This is a genomic window from Microbulbifer sp. GL-2 (assembly GCF_007183175.1).
GTDB lineage: Bacteria > Pseudomonadota > Gammaproteobacteria > Pseudomonadales > Cellvibrionaceae > Microbulbifer.
The window spans coordinates 3,272,211-3,288,911 of the sequence record NZ_AP019807.1; the positions used below are offsets into that span (position 1 = coordinate 3,272,211).

At 49.4% G+C, this 16,701-nt stretch carries 14 protein-coding genes and 1 pseudogene; 5 read left to right on the forward strand and 10 right to left on the reverse strand.

The features are described from left to right. Positions 1-138: 138 nt before the first annotated feature. The 6 genes from GL2_RS14355 to GL2_RS14380 all read right to left on the reverse strand — a co-directional run bounded on the left by GL2_RS14355 (position 139) and on the right by GL2_RS14380 (position 8,984). The gene (locus GL2_RS14355; RefSeq protein ID WP_143731298.1) at positions 139-1,899 is read right to left on the reverse strand and encodes a M28 family metallopeptidase; all 1,761 of its coding nucleotides are present in this window, start codon (positions 1,897-1,899) and stop codon (positions 139-141) included. A 183-nt stretch (positions 1,900-2,082) separates the two neighbouring features. Next, positions 2,083-3,285 carry a phosphatidylinositol-specific phospholipase C domain-containing protein gene (locus GL2_RS14360; protein ID WP_143731299.1) on the reverse strand — a complete coding sequence of 401 codons (1,203 nt, stop codon included), beginning with the start codon at positions 3,283-3,285 and terminating at the stop codon, positions 2,083-2,085. A gap of 629 nt (positions 3,286-3,914) precedes the next feature. Continuing rightward, positions 3,915-5,228: an acetyl-CoA hydrolase/transferase family protein gene (locus GL2_RS14365; protein ID WP_143731300.1), complete on the reverse strand. Its 1,314-nt coding sequence runs from the start codon at positions 5,226-5,228 to the stop codon at positions 3,915-3,917. Between the two features lie 17 nt (positions 5,229-5,245). Continuing rightward, a complete protein-coding gene (locus GL2_RS14370; RefSeq protein ID WP_143731301.1) occupies positions 5,246-6,301 on the reverse strand; it encodes a MaoC/PaaZ C-terminal domain-containing protein in 1,056 nt (351 codons plus the stop codon). Further along, positions 6,301-7,137 carry a CoA ester lyase gene (locus GL2_RS14375; protein ID WP_143731302.1) on the reverse strand — a complete coding sequence of 279 codons (837 nt, stop codon included), beginning with the start codon at positions 7,135-7,137 and terminating at the stop codon, positions 6,301-6,303. The genes GL2_RS14370 and GL2_RS14375 overlap by 1 nt, the downstream gene beginning before the upstream one ends. Positions 7,138-7,859: 722 nt before the next feature. After that, on the reverse strand, positions 7,860-8,984 hold the full coding sequence (locus tag GL2_RS14380; RefSeq protein ID WP_143731303.1) for a carboxypeptidase family protein: 1,125 nt from the start codon (positions 8,982-8,984) through the stop codon (positions 7,860-7,862). Between the two features lie 496 nt (positions 8,985-9,480). Between GL2_RS14380 and GL2_RS14385 the strand changes: the two genes are divergently transcribed. From GL2_RS14385 to GL2_RS21955, 4 genes and pseudogenes are all read left to right on the forward strand, one after another. Beyond that, positions 9,481-9,963 (forward strand): hypothetical protein, encoded by a 483-nt coding sequence (locus tag GL2_RS14385; protein ID WP_143731304.1) that lies wholly within the window; start codon positions 9,481-9,483, stop codon positions 9,961-9,963. 299 nt (positions 9,964-10,262) lie between these two features. Beyond that, positions 10,263-11,045 carry a TatD family hydrolase gene (locus tag GL2_RS14390; protein ID WP_232053846.1) on the forward strand — a complete coding sequence of 261 codons (783 nt, stop codon included), beginning with the start codon at positions 10,263-10,265 and terminating at the stop codon, positions 11,043-11,045. Continuing rightward, positions 11,042-12,153 (forward strand): annotated as a pseudogene (locus tag GL2_RS14395) (aminotransferase class V-fold PLP-dependent enzyme); the annotation flags it as partial. The gene GL2_RS14390 and the pseudogene GL2_RS14395, both read left to right, overlap by 4 nt. Before the next feature lie 3 nt (positions 12,154-12,156). Beyond that, positions 12,157-12,705, forward strand: coding sequence for a SufE family protein (locus GL2_RS21955; RefSeq protein WP_232053847.1), 549 nt, complete (start codon positions 12,157-12,159; stop codon positions 12,703-12,705). A gap of 4 nt (positions 12,706-12,709) precedes the next feature. On the opposite strand, the gene GL2_RS14400 is transcribed toward GL2_RS21955, so the two are convergent. Next, a complete protein-coding gene (locus GL2_RS14400; protein WP_172621160.1) occupies positions 12,710-13,906 on the reverse strand; it encodes an acyltransferase family protein in 1,197 nt (398 codons plus the stop codon). Positions 13,907-14,124: 218 nt separating this feature from the next. Here GL2_RS14400 and GL2_RS14405 point away from each other — a divergent pair, with 218 nt between their 5' ends. Beyond that, positions 14,125-14,931 (forward strand): LytTR family DNA-binding domain-containing protein, encoded by an 807-nt coding sequence (locus GL2_RS14405; protein WP_143731307.1) that lies wholly within the window; start codon positions 14,125-14,127, stop codon positions 14,929-14,931. Here GL2_RS14405 and tcdA read toward each other — a convergent pair. From tcdA to GL2_RS14420, 3 genes are read right to left on the reverse strand one after another with little or no spacing between them, the layout of a single operon-like run. Further along, the gene (tcdA, locus tag GL2_RS14410) at positions 14,928-15,728 is read right to left on the reverse strand and encodes a tRNA cyclic N6-threonylcarbamoyladenosine(37) synthase TcdA (RefSeq protein WP_143731308.1); all 801 of its coding nucleotides are present in this window, start codon (positions 15,726-15,728) and stop codon (positions 14,928-14,930) included. The genes GL2_RS14405 and tcdA overlap by 4 nt on opposite strands. After that, positions 15,715-16,248 (reverse strand): thiol-disulfide oxidoreductase DCC family protein, encoded by a 534-nt coding sequence (locus tag GL2_RS14415; protein WP_197736461.1) that lies wholly within the window; start codon positions 16,246-16,248, stop codon positions 15,715-15,717. Before GL2_RS14415 ends, tcdA begins: the two co-directional genes overlap by 14 nt. After that, entirely contained in the window at positions 16,226-16,690 is a 465-nt protein-coding gene (locus GL2_RS14420) for a peptidylprolyl isomerase (RefSeq protein WP_143731309.1), read from the reverse strand. The genes GL2_RS14415 and GL2_RS14420 overlap by 23 nt, the downstream gene beginning before the upstream one ends. Positions 16,691-16,701 lie beyond the last annotated feature (11 nt).

Genomic DNA, 16,701 nt, shown 5'->3' on the forward strand with positions numbered 1-16,701 from the left:
GGCTTTTTTGTTTTGACGATGTGGCTAACTGGCTGCCTGCTTGATTAGCTACCCAATGAGGCGGATTGGCGGGGGATACATTTTGATGGGGATGGAAAGGTATTGCGGCGACAGCTGGGTGCCGCCGCAATAGACAGGTTATTGGCGTGATTCGGCGCTCGCATCGCGGATAGCACGGAATTCGTTACCCTGATACCAGTTGGGCCAGTCGCGGCTGTTAGCCAGCTGTAAGCCAAGTTTCAGGCCGAGCTGTAAATCCATTGCTGAACCTTTCAGGTTCCAGGATGGGTCATATTCGTCGCCGGGCTTATGGTAGTGCTGGCTGACGTACTCGTTGCCCTTTGCCTGGGCCCATTCACGGCCATGCTCAAAGTTGTCTGTTCCGGAATCGAAATAGAGCATGGGCACGCCTTTCTTCGCCAGGCTGAAGTGATCTGAGCGATAGAAGTAGCCACGTTCGGGGTGTTCTTCCGGAGCCAGGTAACGGCCCTGTCCTTTGGCGGATACTTCCAGCAGTTGTTCCAGTTCACTGCTGCCGTAGCCAATCACGGTAATATCACGAGCCGGGCCCAGTACATTCATGGCGTCAAAATTGATACCGGCAACAGTTTTCTCCAGGGGGGCTACAGGCTTTTCAGCGTAGTATTTGGAGCCGAGCAGGCCGGACTCTTCAGCTGTCACAGCTACGAACAGTAGTGAGCGCTCCGGGCGATCCAGTTTTACGGCTTCGGCTGCCATAGCGAGCAGGCCGGCAGTACCTGTTGCATTATCCACGGCACCGTTAAAGATCCGGTCCTCACCTTCCGCGTTCTTGTTGACACCCAGGTGATCCCAGTGTGCGGTGTAAATAACCACCTCGTCCGGGTGCTTTGTGCCTGGCAGTTTGGCCACTACGTTGCGGGAGTTGGATTTCTGCAGGGTGTTTTTCAACTGAACACTGGCTGTTACCCCAAGGGCCTTAGGTTTGAAGCCCAGGGTTTTGGCTGCATCCATTTCCTTTTGTAAATCCAGACCTGCGGCGCTGAATAGCTTGTTAGCGGCTTGGTTAGTCATCCAGGCCTCTACAGCGACACGGTCAGCATTCTTGTTTTCAGCTTCGAGGCTGACTTGCGCACCGGACCAGGAGCCGCTAACCACTTCCCATGGGTAACCCGCAGCCCCGGTCTCGTGGATTATGATTGCACCGTCAGCACCCTGGCGGGCCGCTTCCTCGAACTTGTAGCTCCAGCGACCGTAGTAGGTCATAGCATTGCCATTGAACAGAGCTTTGTCCTTGGTTGCGTAACCAGGGTCATTGACCAGGATGACTGCTGTCTTGCCCTTCATATCCAGGCCGGCGTAATCGTTCCAGTTGTTTTCAGGAGCGACAATGCCGTAGCCGACGAATACCAGCTCGCTGTTATCCAGGGCGGAGGCTGCAGTTTGCCTTTGGGTGAAAGTCACCATGTCCTCAATAGGTTGCAGCTGCTGCTCGAAACCATTTCCTGAGAATTTAAGGGGAGAGGCTTCTATGTCCATTTCCACAATGGGCACCTGCTGGAACCAGCTTGGCTTGCCGGCGGCATCTATGGCACCGGGCATCAGGCCCAGGGCCTTGAACTGTTCTGCCAGGTAAGTAACGGTCAGTTCCTCACCCTTGGTGGCAGGAGCGCGCCCTTCGAACTCGTCGGAAGCTAGGATTGCAATATGCTTGTGCAGGTCTGCAGCTATGGCATCAACTTGCGCCTGCTCAGCTTTGCTAAGGGGGAGCTTGGATTCAGCGGCCTGATGCTCAGCATGGGCTGCACTGTGATCTGCTTCCGGTTTGGTGGCTTCGGGGTTGCCTTTACCACAGGCGGTAAATGCACTGCCAACGGCTATGGTTAAGCCAAGGCGGCGCCAGAGGGTGGGGATTCGCATAATTATGTCCTGAGAGTCTTGCTCAGATACAGATTATGCCTGATCTAAAGCAAACTAACGACAATTCCACATTTGGTGGAGCGGGGGGCAGGAAGGTTGGGAAGTGGAGAGCCCACCCCAGTAATAGGGGTGGGCCCTGAATAGAACAGTAGGTAAATTGCAGTTTCTGAACGAATGCAGGGGTTACTCGCCGCGCACCCACTGTCCTTCGCTGGATTGGTCCTGATAGTTGACCCAAACCTTATCGTAACCCGTAGTTTCCTTGGCCGCTTTTAGCGCCTGGTTATCCTGGCTATTAGTAGGAACCTCGAAAGCGTACTGGCTGCCAAGCGACTGGCAGGCGCTGGCACCGTGGGACCAGGGGCCGGTGGATGCGCTGACCAGCCAGCTGCCATCATTCATATTCTTACAGGCGAAGCTATACTGGTTGCTGCAATTGGCATCATTCCAGCGGCCATTACCCCACTGCATCGCGCAATCTTCATTATTAAGATTGTTGGGTTCGCTTTGGTCCCATGACCAGATGGCAGCTGCGATGCGTCCATCGGTAGTATTCATATTGTCTAGATTGATGATGTTGCGGCCAAGGGCAAAGCCTTCGCGAACATCATTGGCAGTAATTCTCTTGATACCGCCGTTAAAAATTTCCCCAATGGTGCCAATGGTGGTGCTGTCTTCCCATACTCGACCGATTTCACCGAGACCAGTGAATGCCATATTTTGCATATCACTGTTTCCAGAGCAGCCGCCGTCTTTCCATAAAATCACCTGTTTGCCTTCTGCCAGCACTTGATTTTTGGTTAGGGTGCTTGGAATGCTCTTGCAGCCGCCACTATAATAAATTCTATCCCCGAAACGGCTGGTAATCTGATTGTAAAGATCCTGATGGCGACCGTCGGAGTGATCTTCGATGTACAGAATAATGACTTCATCCTGATTCGCGCTGTCTTCGAGCCAGGCTCTTACCTCATTGAAGCCTTCGGTCGCATACTTGTCATTGAGGCTGCACAACCCGTGGCAAAGTAGCAGGCGTTTGGGGTAGGAGAAAAGGCTCTCCATCTTCGCTGTCCAATGAACATCAAGTTCTATAAACCGGGCACCCATCCGCAGTTGATCCTTGATGGAATATTCCTGCTGGGGGTCAAGGTAGCGGCAACCAACAGAGAAATTGCAAGCCCGGTACACTTCCGAATTGTAGGTATTGTGCGTACCGAGAATATTGTTCTCGCTCATAGGCGTGTGGTTGTCAATTTTCCGTTGTAGATCCAAAGCTTTACCAGTCCAGCTATTTTGAAAATCGGTAACGGTATCTGCCCACAGGGGGGAGCAGACAAACAGCGAGATAATAGCTGTTGCCTGGATTAACTGCATGATAGTGCGTTTCATTATTATTCTCCGGGGGAGTTTTATAGGCATAAAAAGCCGTGAGATCATTTCAGGTTTTGAAATGGGCGAGACTCTTGGATTTTTATTGATTTAAGGGTCTTGGTTTTTGATATAAGTAGCTTTTTATTGTTTTTCTGGTTTTTACTATGGATATGTTTTTCTGTCTACAGGGAAATAAATGGAATATGAAATTTTGTGCTTGCCATTGGGTTTTTTGGTGAATCGTATGGCGGGAAAGTACAAATATTACGGTGAGGCTACTATGCTGTGACTGTCTGTTCTGTATTAATGCTCTTTCTGATAAATAGAAAGTTTCTAGGTGGTGGCTGGGGGAGTTTGGGTTTTATTGGGCTGTTCGATCAGAGGTTCCATTGAGGTTTGTTTATCAAGATATTCATTTTAATTTGTGTATTTTTCTAAGCACATTTTTTTGGGAGTTATTCTGTGAACACTGAGTTTTGGCGTTTTTTGTAGTTATAAGTGTTTGGGTTGGGTAGTTAAGTCGCTTAATGGGGGCTCTGTATTAGATTCATAAGAAGCCTCATTGTTGATTTGCAGTAAGTTATATACGCTGACTAATTGTCTTTATATGGAAGGCCATGCTGAAGATTTTCATCTAGAAATTAAGGTTAGATAAAATGCATGGCTTTTGCCGCCTCTGTAAGTGAGTGACGAAAATCAGGATGCGCCAGGTTAATTATCTGTTCGGTGCGCTCAGAACTTGTTAATCCCATAAGGTTAACTATGCCGTACTCAGTGCATACATAGTGTGTATCTATGCGCAGGTCTGTAACGATATTGTTAATCTTCGGTACTATTTTGCTGATAGTGTTTCCCTTGGTTGTTGACTCAAAAGCGAGGATGCTTTTTCCGCCATTGGATAAAAATGCACCACGCACAAAATCGTTTTGACCACCTGGACCTCCATATTGTCGATTATTAATCTGTTCGGCATTTACCTGACCAAAAAGATCGATTTCAATGATGGTGTTGATTGAAATAACATCGTTATTCTTGGCGATAACGCTCGGATTGTTGACGTAGTCAACGGGATAACTCTCTATTGTGGGGTTGTCATCCATAAAGTCATACATGGCCTTATTACCCATTGCAAGAGTGAAAACATGGCGGCGTTTATTGATTTTTTTACGCCTACCAGTTACACACCCCTCTTTTATGAGCTCAACCATACCTGGCGACAACAGTTCTGAATGTATGCCCAGGTCCTTTCGATCTTTGATATATGAACACACAGCATCAGGTACGCTACCAACGCCCATCTGAATGGTGGCGCCATCTGGTATTAGCTCTGAGCAATAGCGAGCGATATTTCTACTTTGGTCAGAGGGTGGGCGTGGGCAGAATTCGAGTAGAGGGGTGTGGTTTTCGACAATTGCGTCTACTTCTGATATGTGGATGTCAGAGTCACCAAAAACACGGGGCATATTCTCGTTGACTTCGACAATTACTTTTTTGGCTAGCCTTGCCGCGCTAGAGGTGTAATCGTTGTTGGTACCAAAGGAAAAATTTCCAGAGTTATCCATAGGGGATACGGTAACGACAAAAGTATCCAGTTCGATATAATGGCGAAAATATCTTGGTAGGTGACTGAATGAATTTGGCACATAGAAAATGACTTTTCGGTTTTCTTTGTCGCCCATTTTTATTAGTTCACGTTCTTTTGCACCAATAAATCCTGGGCAGGGTTTTATTACGTTCATCAGATCATATTGTAATAAAAATTCATTGGCTGGCTTTTCTGCATGCAAATAATAAACTTTTAGTGAGTCAAAGTCTCCTGCTTTTGCCCTTTTGCCAATAGCTTCCAGTAGTGCTGGAGGCTGTGATACCGCCATACCAAAACTGATATTGCAGTTCTTGGCAATAATGTTGACGGCATTGTCTGCGGAGCTGAGCTTTTGCTGGTACATTTGTTCGTACATGGCTGCGTGGTTCTCTATTAATAATCCGCTGCGGTGTAGGGGCCGAGCCCTTTTTTATAAATCAGGAAAGTTCTTTCGTAACTGCATAATTGATCGTTGAACTGATTTCTTCCTTCGGTTTTGACATGCATAATGCCTTGGTCAGGCCGCGAATTGGATTCACGCTTGCTGAGAATGGTTGATTTTGCATACATGCTATCACCTGCGTAGACGGGTTTTTGCATCTTTATATTATTCCAGCCAAGATTTGCGACTACACGGCCAAATGTGCGGGTAGTGAGAGCTGTCAAAGCGCCAAGGACAAATGGCTCATTAACAATTAACTTACCATTAGTATATTGTTCTGCGTAATACTGGTCGAAATGTTGCGGGCAAATGTTGAGTGAGCGTAACGCATGGATCTGGCACTCTTCAGTACTGAAGGTTTTTCCAGGTGAATGTTCGTAGGTCTCGCCACATTCGAGGTCCTCAAAGTAGATTCCGGTTTGCTCAATATAATTTCCATTATCAAGCTGGCGATGGGAGCAAAACTTATCCGGTAAGCTAGAACGATGAAGCCCTAATTTAAGTTCAAGAGGGTGTTGGCCATTTTTGTACACTAATATTTTGTATTTTATGGTTGCTACAACTTGTTTTTTTTGATTGATTCCATTGGTTGTGACGAATAGTTCACCCAATTGTTCATTGTGGCTTCCTTTGCTGGTGATTAAAGATGTTGCGTAAAGTGTATCGCCACCAAAAACGGGTCTGGTCATGGCTACATCTTCGAAAGCTGAAATATTTACTTTGCGTGCAAAAGTCTTAGATGCAATTCCGATCAGCCTTTGCAGTGTTAAAGTACTTACCCCTAGGCATTTATGCCATTCGGTTTTTGATGCATAACAGGCATCGTAATGTAATTGGGCGTTGTTGATAGTATCTAGTGCTTCCTCGGCATTGTCTTGTTGGCTAATGGTTAATCCTGGTCGATGTTCAAAGACTTGGCCTGCTTCAAATTCCTCAAAATCAAGACCGAAATGTTCTCGATATTGATTTTCGCCGACTTTGATGTAACACAAAAATGGCGCGCTCACTATTTTTTCTCCGCAAGTTCTAAAATGCGTTGCGCAGAGCGCACAACGGGAACATCAATCATTTTTCCATTCGCTTCGCAGGCATTACCTTTAGATTTCTCAAAGGCGTTGACTATAGTGCGTGCTTTCTCAATTTCATTTTCGGTAGGGTTGAATACTTTCAGGATTCCGGGGATATGTTTAGGGTGAATGCAGGCCTTGCAGGTAAAACCAAGGTCTTTTGCCCGTTGAGTTTCTTTAATGAGCTTGGTGTCGTCTTGATCTTTTAGGTCGAGGTAGGGGACATCAATGGCAGCAATACCAGCTGCAGCTGCCGCTTTGCTGATTTCTGCGCGGTAGCTTTGCATGGCGTCCCAGGTGAGACTCGCGCCAAGGTCTGCGGAAAAATCTGCCCCGCCAAAAAGCAGTGCCACAACAAACTTGGATTCCGCTATTTTTTTTGCTTGATAGAGGCCTTTAGCCGTTTCAATAAGCGGGATTACTGAGGTCTGTTGATCAATTAGTAATTCATTGAGAATCGCAATTTCTTCAGCGCTTTCCGTTTTAGGTAGCATTAGAACGTCTGGATATGCACTGGAATCTATCAGGGAGAGAATATCTTTGAGACCTGCCGATGTTCTTAGGGAGTTTATGCGTAACCCCAAAATGAAGTCAGGCTTTCTTTTAGTCTTTTGGAGGTATTCGATGACTATATTTCGGGCGTTATCCTTATTGTCTTCGGCTATTGCATCTTCAAGATCGATAACAATTCCGTCTGCGCCATGTGATTCAGCCTTGCTAAACCGTTCCGGATGATCTCCCGGTGTAAATAAAAGGCATCGTGCGTAGAATGGCATGATTATAATCCTCGCGATGTTCGGTACCCATTTGTAGGGGTGATTCAATAAATTTCGAACCTAACTTTAGCGCCGTCAAACTTTTATACATTTTATTTATGGGTGAGGAGGACATAGTCAGAGTGGCATGGCGCTTAGTAAGGCGTATAGTGGGTGCGGGAGATGTTTCTGAGTCAACCCCATTCCTCTGTTAGGAATATTTCTTGGTTTTTCTTGCCGCTGATGTCCTGTGCCTTTTAATGTCGCACTGTACACTTAAATACCTTGGCAATATCGGGTTTGATTCTGTGGCCCAGTACTTTGAATTAGTACTGGTCCACCTTTTCCCAAAGAGGATAATCTGACAGTGAATTGGTGTAATTTGTATTTTAAGAGTTACCGTTGTAATGGCTCAATTTTTTCAAGGCTGTTAATGAGATGTCTTTTTATCTGTTGCTAAATTACGGGGAAGTGGGCAGCTCACGGGAGCAAGCGTGTTGTGACGATGTCATATTAAAATTGGAGTTTATCTTATTATATGCGATAGGGAGCAGGTGGGAGGTTGGTAGCCACCGTTAATAATGTACGAATCGTGCAGCACTAGCATCAAAGCTCGTGTTGATATATTGGAAATGTGGGTAGAGAGTGAGCGCGCTAGTTATAAGTGCTTTGTATAGGGTACTGCAGGGCTTTTACGCAAGAACCCCGGTCATATTGACCAGGGTACTTGGTATGGCTTGAAGTTACTTCAGGAGCTTCAGAGTTTGACGTATTGGGAATAGGATATCGCGGGCTAATTGTTGGCTGCGGGCTGGAGACCAACCTTCTACTGGATCGGGTAGGTTGTCGTTATCCTTGAACGGCATTTCCAGGGTCAGGGCCAGGGTACGGAACTGATGCCCGGCCCAGGCGGTACCAATTGTGAGATTAGCCTCACCGGGTTTGTCCAGTTCATAGCCTTGCTCGGTCTGGAAGTCGGGGCTGATCATCTCATAGGCTTGCTTGAAGGTCTCTTCCAGCTTTGCGTGACGTTCATCATAGCCGGGGATACCCTCACAGGCGGCTACAAAGTTGTAGGGAAGCGCCTCATCACCGTGAATATCCAGGAAGATATCTCCTCCAATCTCCAGCATTTTTTCCCTGACCAGGAAAACCTCGGGGCTACGTTCCATAGCTGGGTTGAGCCACTCTCGATTGAGGTTGGCACCGGCCGCATTGGTACGTAGATGGCCGCGTACACTGCCGTCGGGGTTCATGTTGGGCACCACGTAAAACACGGTATCTGCCAGCAACTTCTGGGCCAGGGGGTTGGCATCATCCAACAGCGCTTCGAGGAAACCCTCTACAAACCACTCAGCCATAGTTTCCCCTGGGTGCTGTCTGGCTATCATCCATACGCGATGCTTGGCGGATTCGGCATCGCCAATAGTGAGCATGGTCATATCGCGTTCATCAAGGGTTTTACCCAGGGTTTGCATCTTCACACGATCGTTGCTTTGCGCCCAGGCCAGTAAATCCAAATGTCGTTCCCAGGAGTAGGGAGCAAAATAGGCAAGGTAAATGCTTGGTTCGTCCAGGGTTACCGTAAAGTCGAGTGTATTACCGTCGAAGTTGGACCCAATACGGAACCAGTTCTGGCGGTCGTAGGAGGCGCAAACCCGATAATTTTCCCAGCCTTCTGGATAGGCGGATTTGCCTGCATTGACTATGCGAAGGGGGTAACTTGTGCCAACCTCTCCCTCCAGGCGGAAGTGAAACCACTGGTAGAAGTCAGAATTATTATCCTGGCTTATGGCCAGCTCCACAGGGCTGCTTTCTGTGTTGATAACTTTGATATTACCGCTGTCAAAAGCACTGGTTATATACATGTAGTGAGCTCCACGCTTGTTGTTGGGCGCAGGATACAGCGCTGGAGGGAATTTTTCAGGAATCGGTGGGTGAATATCGCCACTTCTTGGTTGGATTTCGCGTTAGCTAAAATAAAAAAGCACGGTATCGAATTCGATACCGTGCTTTAGCCAATCCATGGCGGCACCTGCTACGACTACTGCTCCCTGAAATTTCCGGTGTCGGACTCCTGGCGACTGCTCACTGCCCGGCCTGATCACAAGTGCGTCATTCCACACTGTCAGAAATCGCTTACATCTCCATGACATACCGTAACAAGTGCTGGTTAAAGTTTAGGCAGTGCAACTGGCTAAATGTTGTACGTTGGTGCAGATCGGCGTAAATTTGGTTATCTTTTGCCCTGGCTGGCTTGGGCTTACTTCCCAGCGTAAAGGCCAGAGCAGTTGGAAGAACCCACTTTGTGGGGCCGTAATCCAGTTGAAAATAAACTTGTAAATGAAATAAAAGAGGTAGGCCATGAATAGACATATCAAGCGTGGCATTGTGTTCAGCGGCTTGCTGATTATGATTCTCAACATTAGCGCCTGTGGTTACTTCCTATACCCGGAGCGCAAGGGGCAGGCCGGTGGGCGTATTGATCCTGCAGTATTGATTTTAGATGGTGCAGCACTTCTGTTTGGGATTATCCCAGGGGTCGTGGCCTTTGCGGTGGACTTTACCAACGGCACTATTTACCTGCCGTCGGGCAGTAGCTCCGTGATTGACCGCCACGTCAGTAGTGTCGATAAAGACAAGGTGCGCCAGGTGATTGATGAAGAGGGGCAGGCCTGGTTAGAAGTCCCCGTTGGCACTTCCACTTTGCAGAGGGAAAACTTGCAGAGTCTTGGTGAAACCCTTTCTGGTGTCACTGGAAGCCAAATCGATGCGGGCGATATCGTATGGCTAGAGGATTCTGTAGCACTGCGAGCAGCAACTGCCAACCAGACCGCATCACGCTGATTCCCCAGCCATGACTTTTCTTGACCTATAGAAGCCACCGGTTATGTGCTGGTGGCTTCGTCTATGAGCGCTTCCCCAAATCGTAAGTTACTCACTAGATCAGCTACTTTGGCACCGATATCACATGAGTTTTTAGTCATGCGCCAGTTGTCATATTTGGTATGGGACCGGGGGCTGGAAAATCACTGCAAGCAAAGGGTATTCAACCTTTGATATCAGGGCACTTGGCCATGGTTTTTCAGAGTGCGTCTCAGTCTTCATGCTAAGATGCAGGCAAAGCCTGGGAAACAAAAGTGAAAATGATCGACAGCCATTGCCACTTTGATTTCGATGTTTTTCAGCCAGACCGCTTGCAGGTTTGGCGGAGATGTATGGAGTCTGGGATTAGTAATCTTATTATTCCTGGAGTTTGTAAATCACAGTGGCGACCTCTTGCAGTTTTAGTCGACAGTCATCCAGGGTGGTATGCCGCTGCGGGTATTCATCCATGGTGGGTGGCAAAAGAAACTGGTCCCAGCGGCGGCTTTGCTGACGCTGCACAATTGGGGCTGGCGCTAGCCGAGCATCTTAGCCAGAACCATTGTATAGCCGTAGGAGAGTGTGGCCTTGATGCCGCTGTTGATACCCCTATTGAGATACAAAAGGCTGTTTTTAAAGCGCAGCTGGAAGTAGCTAGTGAGTTAAAGTTGCCGCTGATTTTACATGTACATCGAGCGCATAATGAGCTGATTAAGTTATTGAAGCAATTCCATCTGCCTCGTGGCGGTGTGGTTCACGCATTTAGTGGTAGTGAACAACTGGCCATGGATTATTGGAAAATGGGTTTTTACCTGGGGGTTGGTGGCACGATTACTTATACGCGTGCGGCAAAAACCCGCCACACCGTGTCACAGGTACCCCTGGAGAGTTTAGTTCTGGAGTCCGATGCACCGGATATGCCGTTGTCAGGTCGGCAGGGTCAACGTAACAGTCCGGAAAACCTGCCATTAATAGCTGCTGAACTTGCCAAACTGCGGGCTGTTCCCCTACAGGAAATTGCTGATAAGACACGAATAAATACTGAGATGTTATTTTCCCTATGAGTTTTTCCGCAGAACACTTTAAACGGCAGTTTCCGCTTTTTGCCCAGGAGGAAAATGCTGGGCTGGTCTACCTGGACAATGCAGCCACAAGCCAAAAACCAGCATCCGTGATTAATGCTGTACGTGACTACTATATTCACAGCAGTGCCAATACCCACAGGTCCAGCCATCGCCTCGCTCGTAAATCCACTGAAATGGTGGAACAGGTGCGCAGGAAAGCCGCACAATTTGTTAATGCCGCCAATGAAAGAGAAATTGTATTCTGCCGCGGTGCCACTGAAGCCCTGAACCTGCTCGCTCACTGTCTTTGTAGCGATTTGGAGCCGGGTGATGAAATTGTTATTTCTACTGCTGAGCATCACGCGAATATTGTTCCCTGGCAGATGGCTGCGGAGCGATATCAGCTGAACCTGCGCTATGTCCCACACAAATCAGGAATCCCCCAATTTGAACGGCTGGATGAAATACTCAGCGACCGCACCCGGGTTGTCTCTTTGACAGGTGGCTCGAACTCTATTGGTTTGCGCCCAGACTTGGGAGTTATCCGTGAGTTTTTAAAGTGCAGAGATATCATGTGGGTTGTCGATGGTGCCCAGCTGGCTGCGCATGAAGAAATAGACGTGCAAAAAATTGGTTGTGACTTTTTTGTGTGTTCAGCGCATAAATTTTATGGTCCCAGTGGAGTTGGTTTTCTTTATGGGCGGGAAGCAATACTGGACTCCATGCCGCCATGGCTTGGTGGTGGTGAGATGATTTCTGAAGTGGAGCTGCAGACCAGCCAGTATGCAGGCTTGCCACATAAATTTGAGGCGGGTACATCCCCCTGGCTGCGCTCGCAGGTCTGGGGGCTGCGATAGATTTTCTTGCCGAGCAGGATCGCCGGGCAATGGAGGAGCATGAGCAGAAACTGGTCCACTGGTTACATCGTGCGCTAAGAGCTTCGCCCAATTTTCGCCTGATTAGCCAGGAGCGCCACAACTTGGGAATTGTGGCCTTTGTGCCTGTTCAAGGTAGTGCAGCTGACCTCATGCACTGGCTGGATGAGCGGGATATAGCAGTGCGTGTTGGTCATCACTGCGCGCAGCTGCTGGGGCGGACCAGTGGCAATCCGGTGACAGTACGTGCCTCCGTAGCAGCGTACAACACCGATAACGACATTCGGGCTTTTTTACAGGCGCTCGAGGATTATTGCGAGTTCCAGCGGTTGGCAACTTCGGCTCATGAATGTGAAAGTGAGAGCTGGACTTGCGATGACTTTTCCACATTGTCACTGGAGCGTCTGGCGACTCAGAGTGACTGGCAGGGGCGCTACCGCGAGATATTGCTTTGGAGCAAGTTGGTAAGTCAAAAACCGGAGATTCGCAGCCCGGAAAACCTTGTGCGCGGATGCGAATCGGAGGCCTGGTTGGTGCATAGGAAAATTGATGGGCGTCACTTCTTCGGGCTCGATAGTGATAGCCGTGTAGTGAAAGGGCTCGGTGCGCTGCTGTTGTCGCAAATTGATGGGTGCACAACAGAGAAAATACATCAGCTCGATTTGCCCCAGCTCTTCAGGGAGCTGGGGTTGAGTAAGCATCTTAGTCAATCCCGAAGTAATGGCTTCTATGCCCTGATGCGTCGGGCCCTGCATCAGGTAGAGGGGTCTAAAGCTGAGTCGTGATACATCAGGTCTCCTGGGGCAGGGCGCCTGTCTTTCTGATGTCATGGGCCTTGAGGGGCTTCAGACCGAACAGCAAGCGCAGTAAGGGCGTTCGCCTGATCAACAGTTCATGGATGGCTAGACATCCTGCTACGGTGATCGCCAGTACCAGCAGTGGCTCTGCTACTGGTCCCAGGGGCAGGCTGCTCAGGGAAAAAACGGCTGCGACGGTGATGGTCTGGTGCAGGATGTACCAGGGGTAAACTGCTTCTGTGGCGTAGGGCAACCAAGTAAAAGGTCGATTGAGGTAGTGATGTCCCCAAGCCAAAACTACCAGCAGCCAGAGCCAGCGATTGGCGTAAATAATTAACAGGTTGATAAATGATTGCCCGGGGAAGGAGCCATCTTCTAGCCCCCGATCGAAGAGCAAAAACAGGCAGAAAAACAGGGGCGTAGCAACCACCAGGAAAATACGCAGGCGTCTTAGTAGCTGCCAGGGCGCCTGGCAGCTCACAAGCAAATACCCGATCAAAAAAAATGTAAAGTACTGCGCATGGGTGTACCAGTCCCCGACTACTGCGTAGTTAATGCCGCCAAAGCGCGGGAAGAGAAAGAGGCCGTACAGTGTGAGTGGCAGTAGTGGCAGGAGTAGTAGGTGCCAGAATTTGATAGCGGAAATCCAGCTTCTCAAAAGTGATTGCCTGCTTCGCAGAAAGTGAGCAATAGGGACAATGGCCACTGTGTAGCAAAGCAGGTATGGCAGGTACCACAGGTGATTCCAGGTGATGCCTATATGGCTGCCGGCAAAACTGTCGGCTGGCCAAGGCTGGAACGAGAAGTATTGCCAGAGGAACCCCAGGTAACCCGGCTCTATTACACCATTACTCAGGGCTTCATAATAGGCCTGCGGCGGCACTATAACCAGCATGCCAAACAGTAAGGGGATTAACAGTTGTCTCAGCCTGTGCAGCAGGTATCTGGTACTTCCCAGTTTGTTAAATAGGAAGTAAGTTGCGGCGCCAGAGATTAAAAAAAGCAAGGGCATACGCCATTGGTTTACTGCCAGCATCAGCAGTTGAAGGGTATCGCTCTGATGGATGCTCTTTACATGCCAGTCCCACTCGGCCACGTAGGCCATTCCCATGTGATACAAAATTAGCAGGCCAAAGGCCAGCACACGCAGTGCGTCGATATCGTGGCGGCGTTGTGTAATGCTTTGCATAGCGTCCTTCTTTGGTAGGTTTGAATTGGATTGCGGATATGCTCCCCTTCTAGATACATCTCCCGCCACCATAAAGGGCCCACCGGCACTCAGTTAGGTGCCAGTGGTGGTTTTTAGGGACGAACAGCAGGTTGACTGCCGGTGAAATTTTAAACAGGGTTGAGTTTAATGACGGTACTCATGTACCTGGCGCGCAGGCGACAGTTTGAAGTGGGGTTTTGGATTCTGTTTTTTCTTGCGCTGTGGTTGGTTCAGTCTACGGTGGTGTACCTGGAGCACCACAAAAGGGGTCGGGCTTTCAGCTCTGGGAGTTTCTTGTATGGGAAGGTACCAGCGTGCTGGCTGTGGTGATGCTGTTCCCTTTGATACTGACCTGGGATCGTCAGTTTCCCTTAAGCAGGGGGAAACTTGGGCGCAATCTTGCCATACACCTACTGCTTACCCTGCCATGGTCGCTATTACATGTTGTTGGGATGGTGGCAATGCGTACAACGATCTACTGGTTGGAGGGTGGCTCTTACGACTTTGGTGATTGGCCGGTCGAATTTTTCTATGAGTATCTCAAAGATTTCCGCACTTACGGCTCCCTCTTAAGCGCAGTTTATCTGTATCGTTTCTTGCTACTCCGCATGCAGGGAGAGGCATGTATGTTGGAACGTCCGGATGAGGGGGAGCCGGTGGAGCCAATTGAGCGTCCAGAGCGGCTTCTAGTGAAGAAACTGGGTAAAGAGTTTTTGGTTAACGTGAAGGATATCGAGTGGGTCGAAGCTGCTGGCAACTATGTGAACCTGCATCTGGGAGGCAGGGTCTACCCCTTGCGGGAGACCATGACAAAGTTGCTGGACCGCCTGGACCCAGAATCCTTTGTACGTGTGCACCGCTCCTATATTGTACGGCTGGATTCAGTTGCGGAGATTGAGCCTCTGGAGAGTGGCGATGCGCGTATTCACCTGGTCAGTGGACAGCAAGTGCCTGTGAGTCGGCGCCACCGGGATCAGCTCAGAGCCCAATTGGCGCCGGCTTAGCTTTGGGACTGAAGGAGTCGCTCGATGGCTCGGTTTGCGGCGGTGAAACCAAAAGAGCCTGTCACCATAGTGGCAGCTCCGAAGCCGCCGCTGCAATCCAGTTTTACCCCATCCTGCATGGCGCTTTTCTGTTGGCATACTTCCCCGTCGGGTTTTGGATAAACCATTGCTTCGCGGGAGTAGATAGCATCAATACCAAACAGGCGCTTGCGGCTTTTCTGGAAGTTGTGGAAACGGTAGAGGTGCTGCCGTACCTTGGCCAACATGGGGTCGTTGATGGTGCGCCCGAGATCTGTACATTCAATGGCTTGGGGAGAGCACTTGCCCCCGGCGGAACCGACTGTGATCAGGCGCAATTTGCGCGCTTTGCAGTAGGCTACTAAGGCTGCCTTGACCCGTGCGTTGTCGATAGCATCGATAACAATATCAATAGGGGCTTTATCAGGGTCGATTAGCTCGGCCAGGTTGTCAGCAGCGATAAAGTCTTCAATAGTGTTGATTTGTAATTCGGGGTTAATCTGCTTCAGGCGCTCACCCATCACCTCGATCTTCATGGTGCCAATGGTGGTTGCCAGTGCATGGCTCTGGCGATTGGTATTGGTAATGCATACATCATCCAGGTCGATCAGGGTAAGGGTGCCGACCCCACTGCGGGCCAGGGCCTCAGCTGTCCAGCTACCCACGCCGCCGATGCCGATCACTACCATGTGTGCGTCACTCAATATTTTCAGAGATTGGCGGCCATAAAGACGGGCGATACCGCCGAAGCGTTGCAGGTATTGTTCAGACAGGCTCATTGGGATTTTCTTCCGATACTTCTTCCAGAAAGCGATGTTCATCTGCGGTATTCGGCAGCAGACAGTGATTGCGTCGGCCGAACCAGCGATAGCGATTGCGTGCAACCAGGTCGTACACCAAGTCGCGTATGGGGCGCGGAATGTAGCGTAAAAGGGCCAGGAAGCGCCAGTAGCCTTTGAGAGAGGCTGTGATTCGCAGTGCGGCATCGCTTTTATGATATTGGCGAAAGGAACTGTTCTCACGCTCCAATAAAATCATGGTCTCGTAGTTATACAGCGGCATTCCCAATTGCCTGAGGAGGTATTGCCCCGCAGCCGACTGCGCCCGGCACAGGGTGAAATGCTGTTCCCGATCATACTTTAAGATCAGGCGGCTCCAACCGTTACACAGGTTGCAAAGGCTGTCGAAGAGAACGATTTTGTCAGGGGTAGGAGGTAGCATGGCTAGGGGAAGGGCGGCCCGGGAGGCAAAACCGTCTCCGGTACCGCCCGGCAGATTAATGCACGTGGCCGTGATCAATCTCTTCTGCGGAGGCTTCGCGCACGGAAACAACTTCGATATCGAAGTGCAACTCAACGCCGGCCAGGGGGTGATTGCCGTTGATGGTTACCTCATCGCCGTCGATATCAATGATTTCCACCTCTATTGGATGGCCTTCAGTGCTTTCGGCGCGAAATGCCATACCTACTTTAAGGTCTTCAACACCACCAAAAGCACTGCGTGGCATAGTTTGGATCAGCTCAGGGTTCTGAGGGCCGTATCCGTCTTCCGGGGCGATCACTGCGGTGAACTTGTCACCGGTAGTTTTTTCCAGCATTTCCCGTTCAAGGCCGGGAATGATATTGCCCACCCCCTGCAGGAACTTGAGCGGCTCGCCATTGGCGGATGAATCGATGACTGTGCCGTCTGCATCTTTCAGGGTGTAGTGAATCTCCACAACTGTGTGGTTGGCAATCTTCATGAATAATCTCT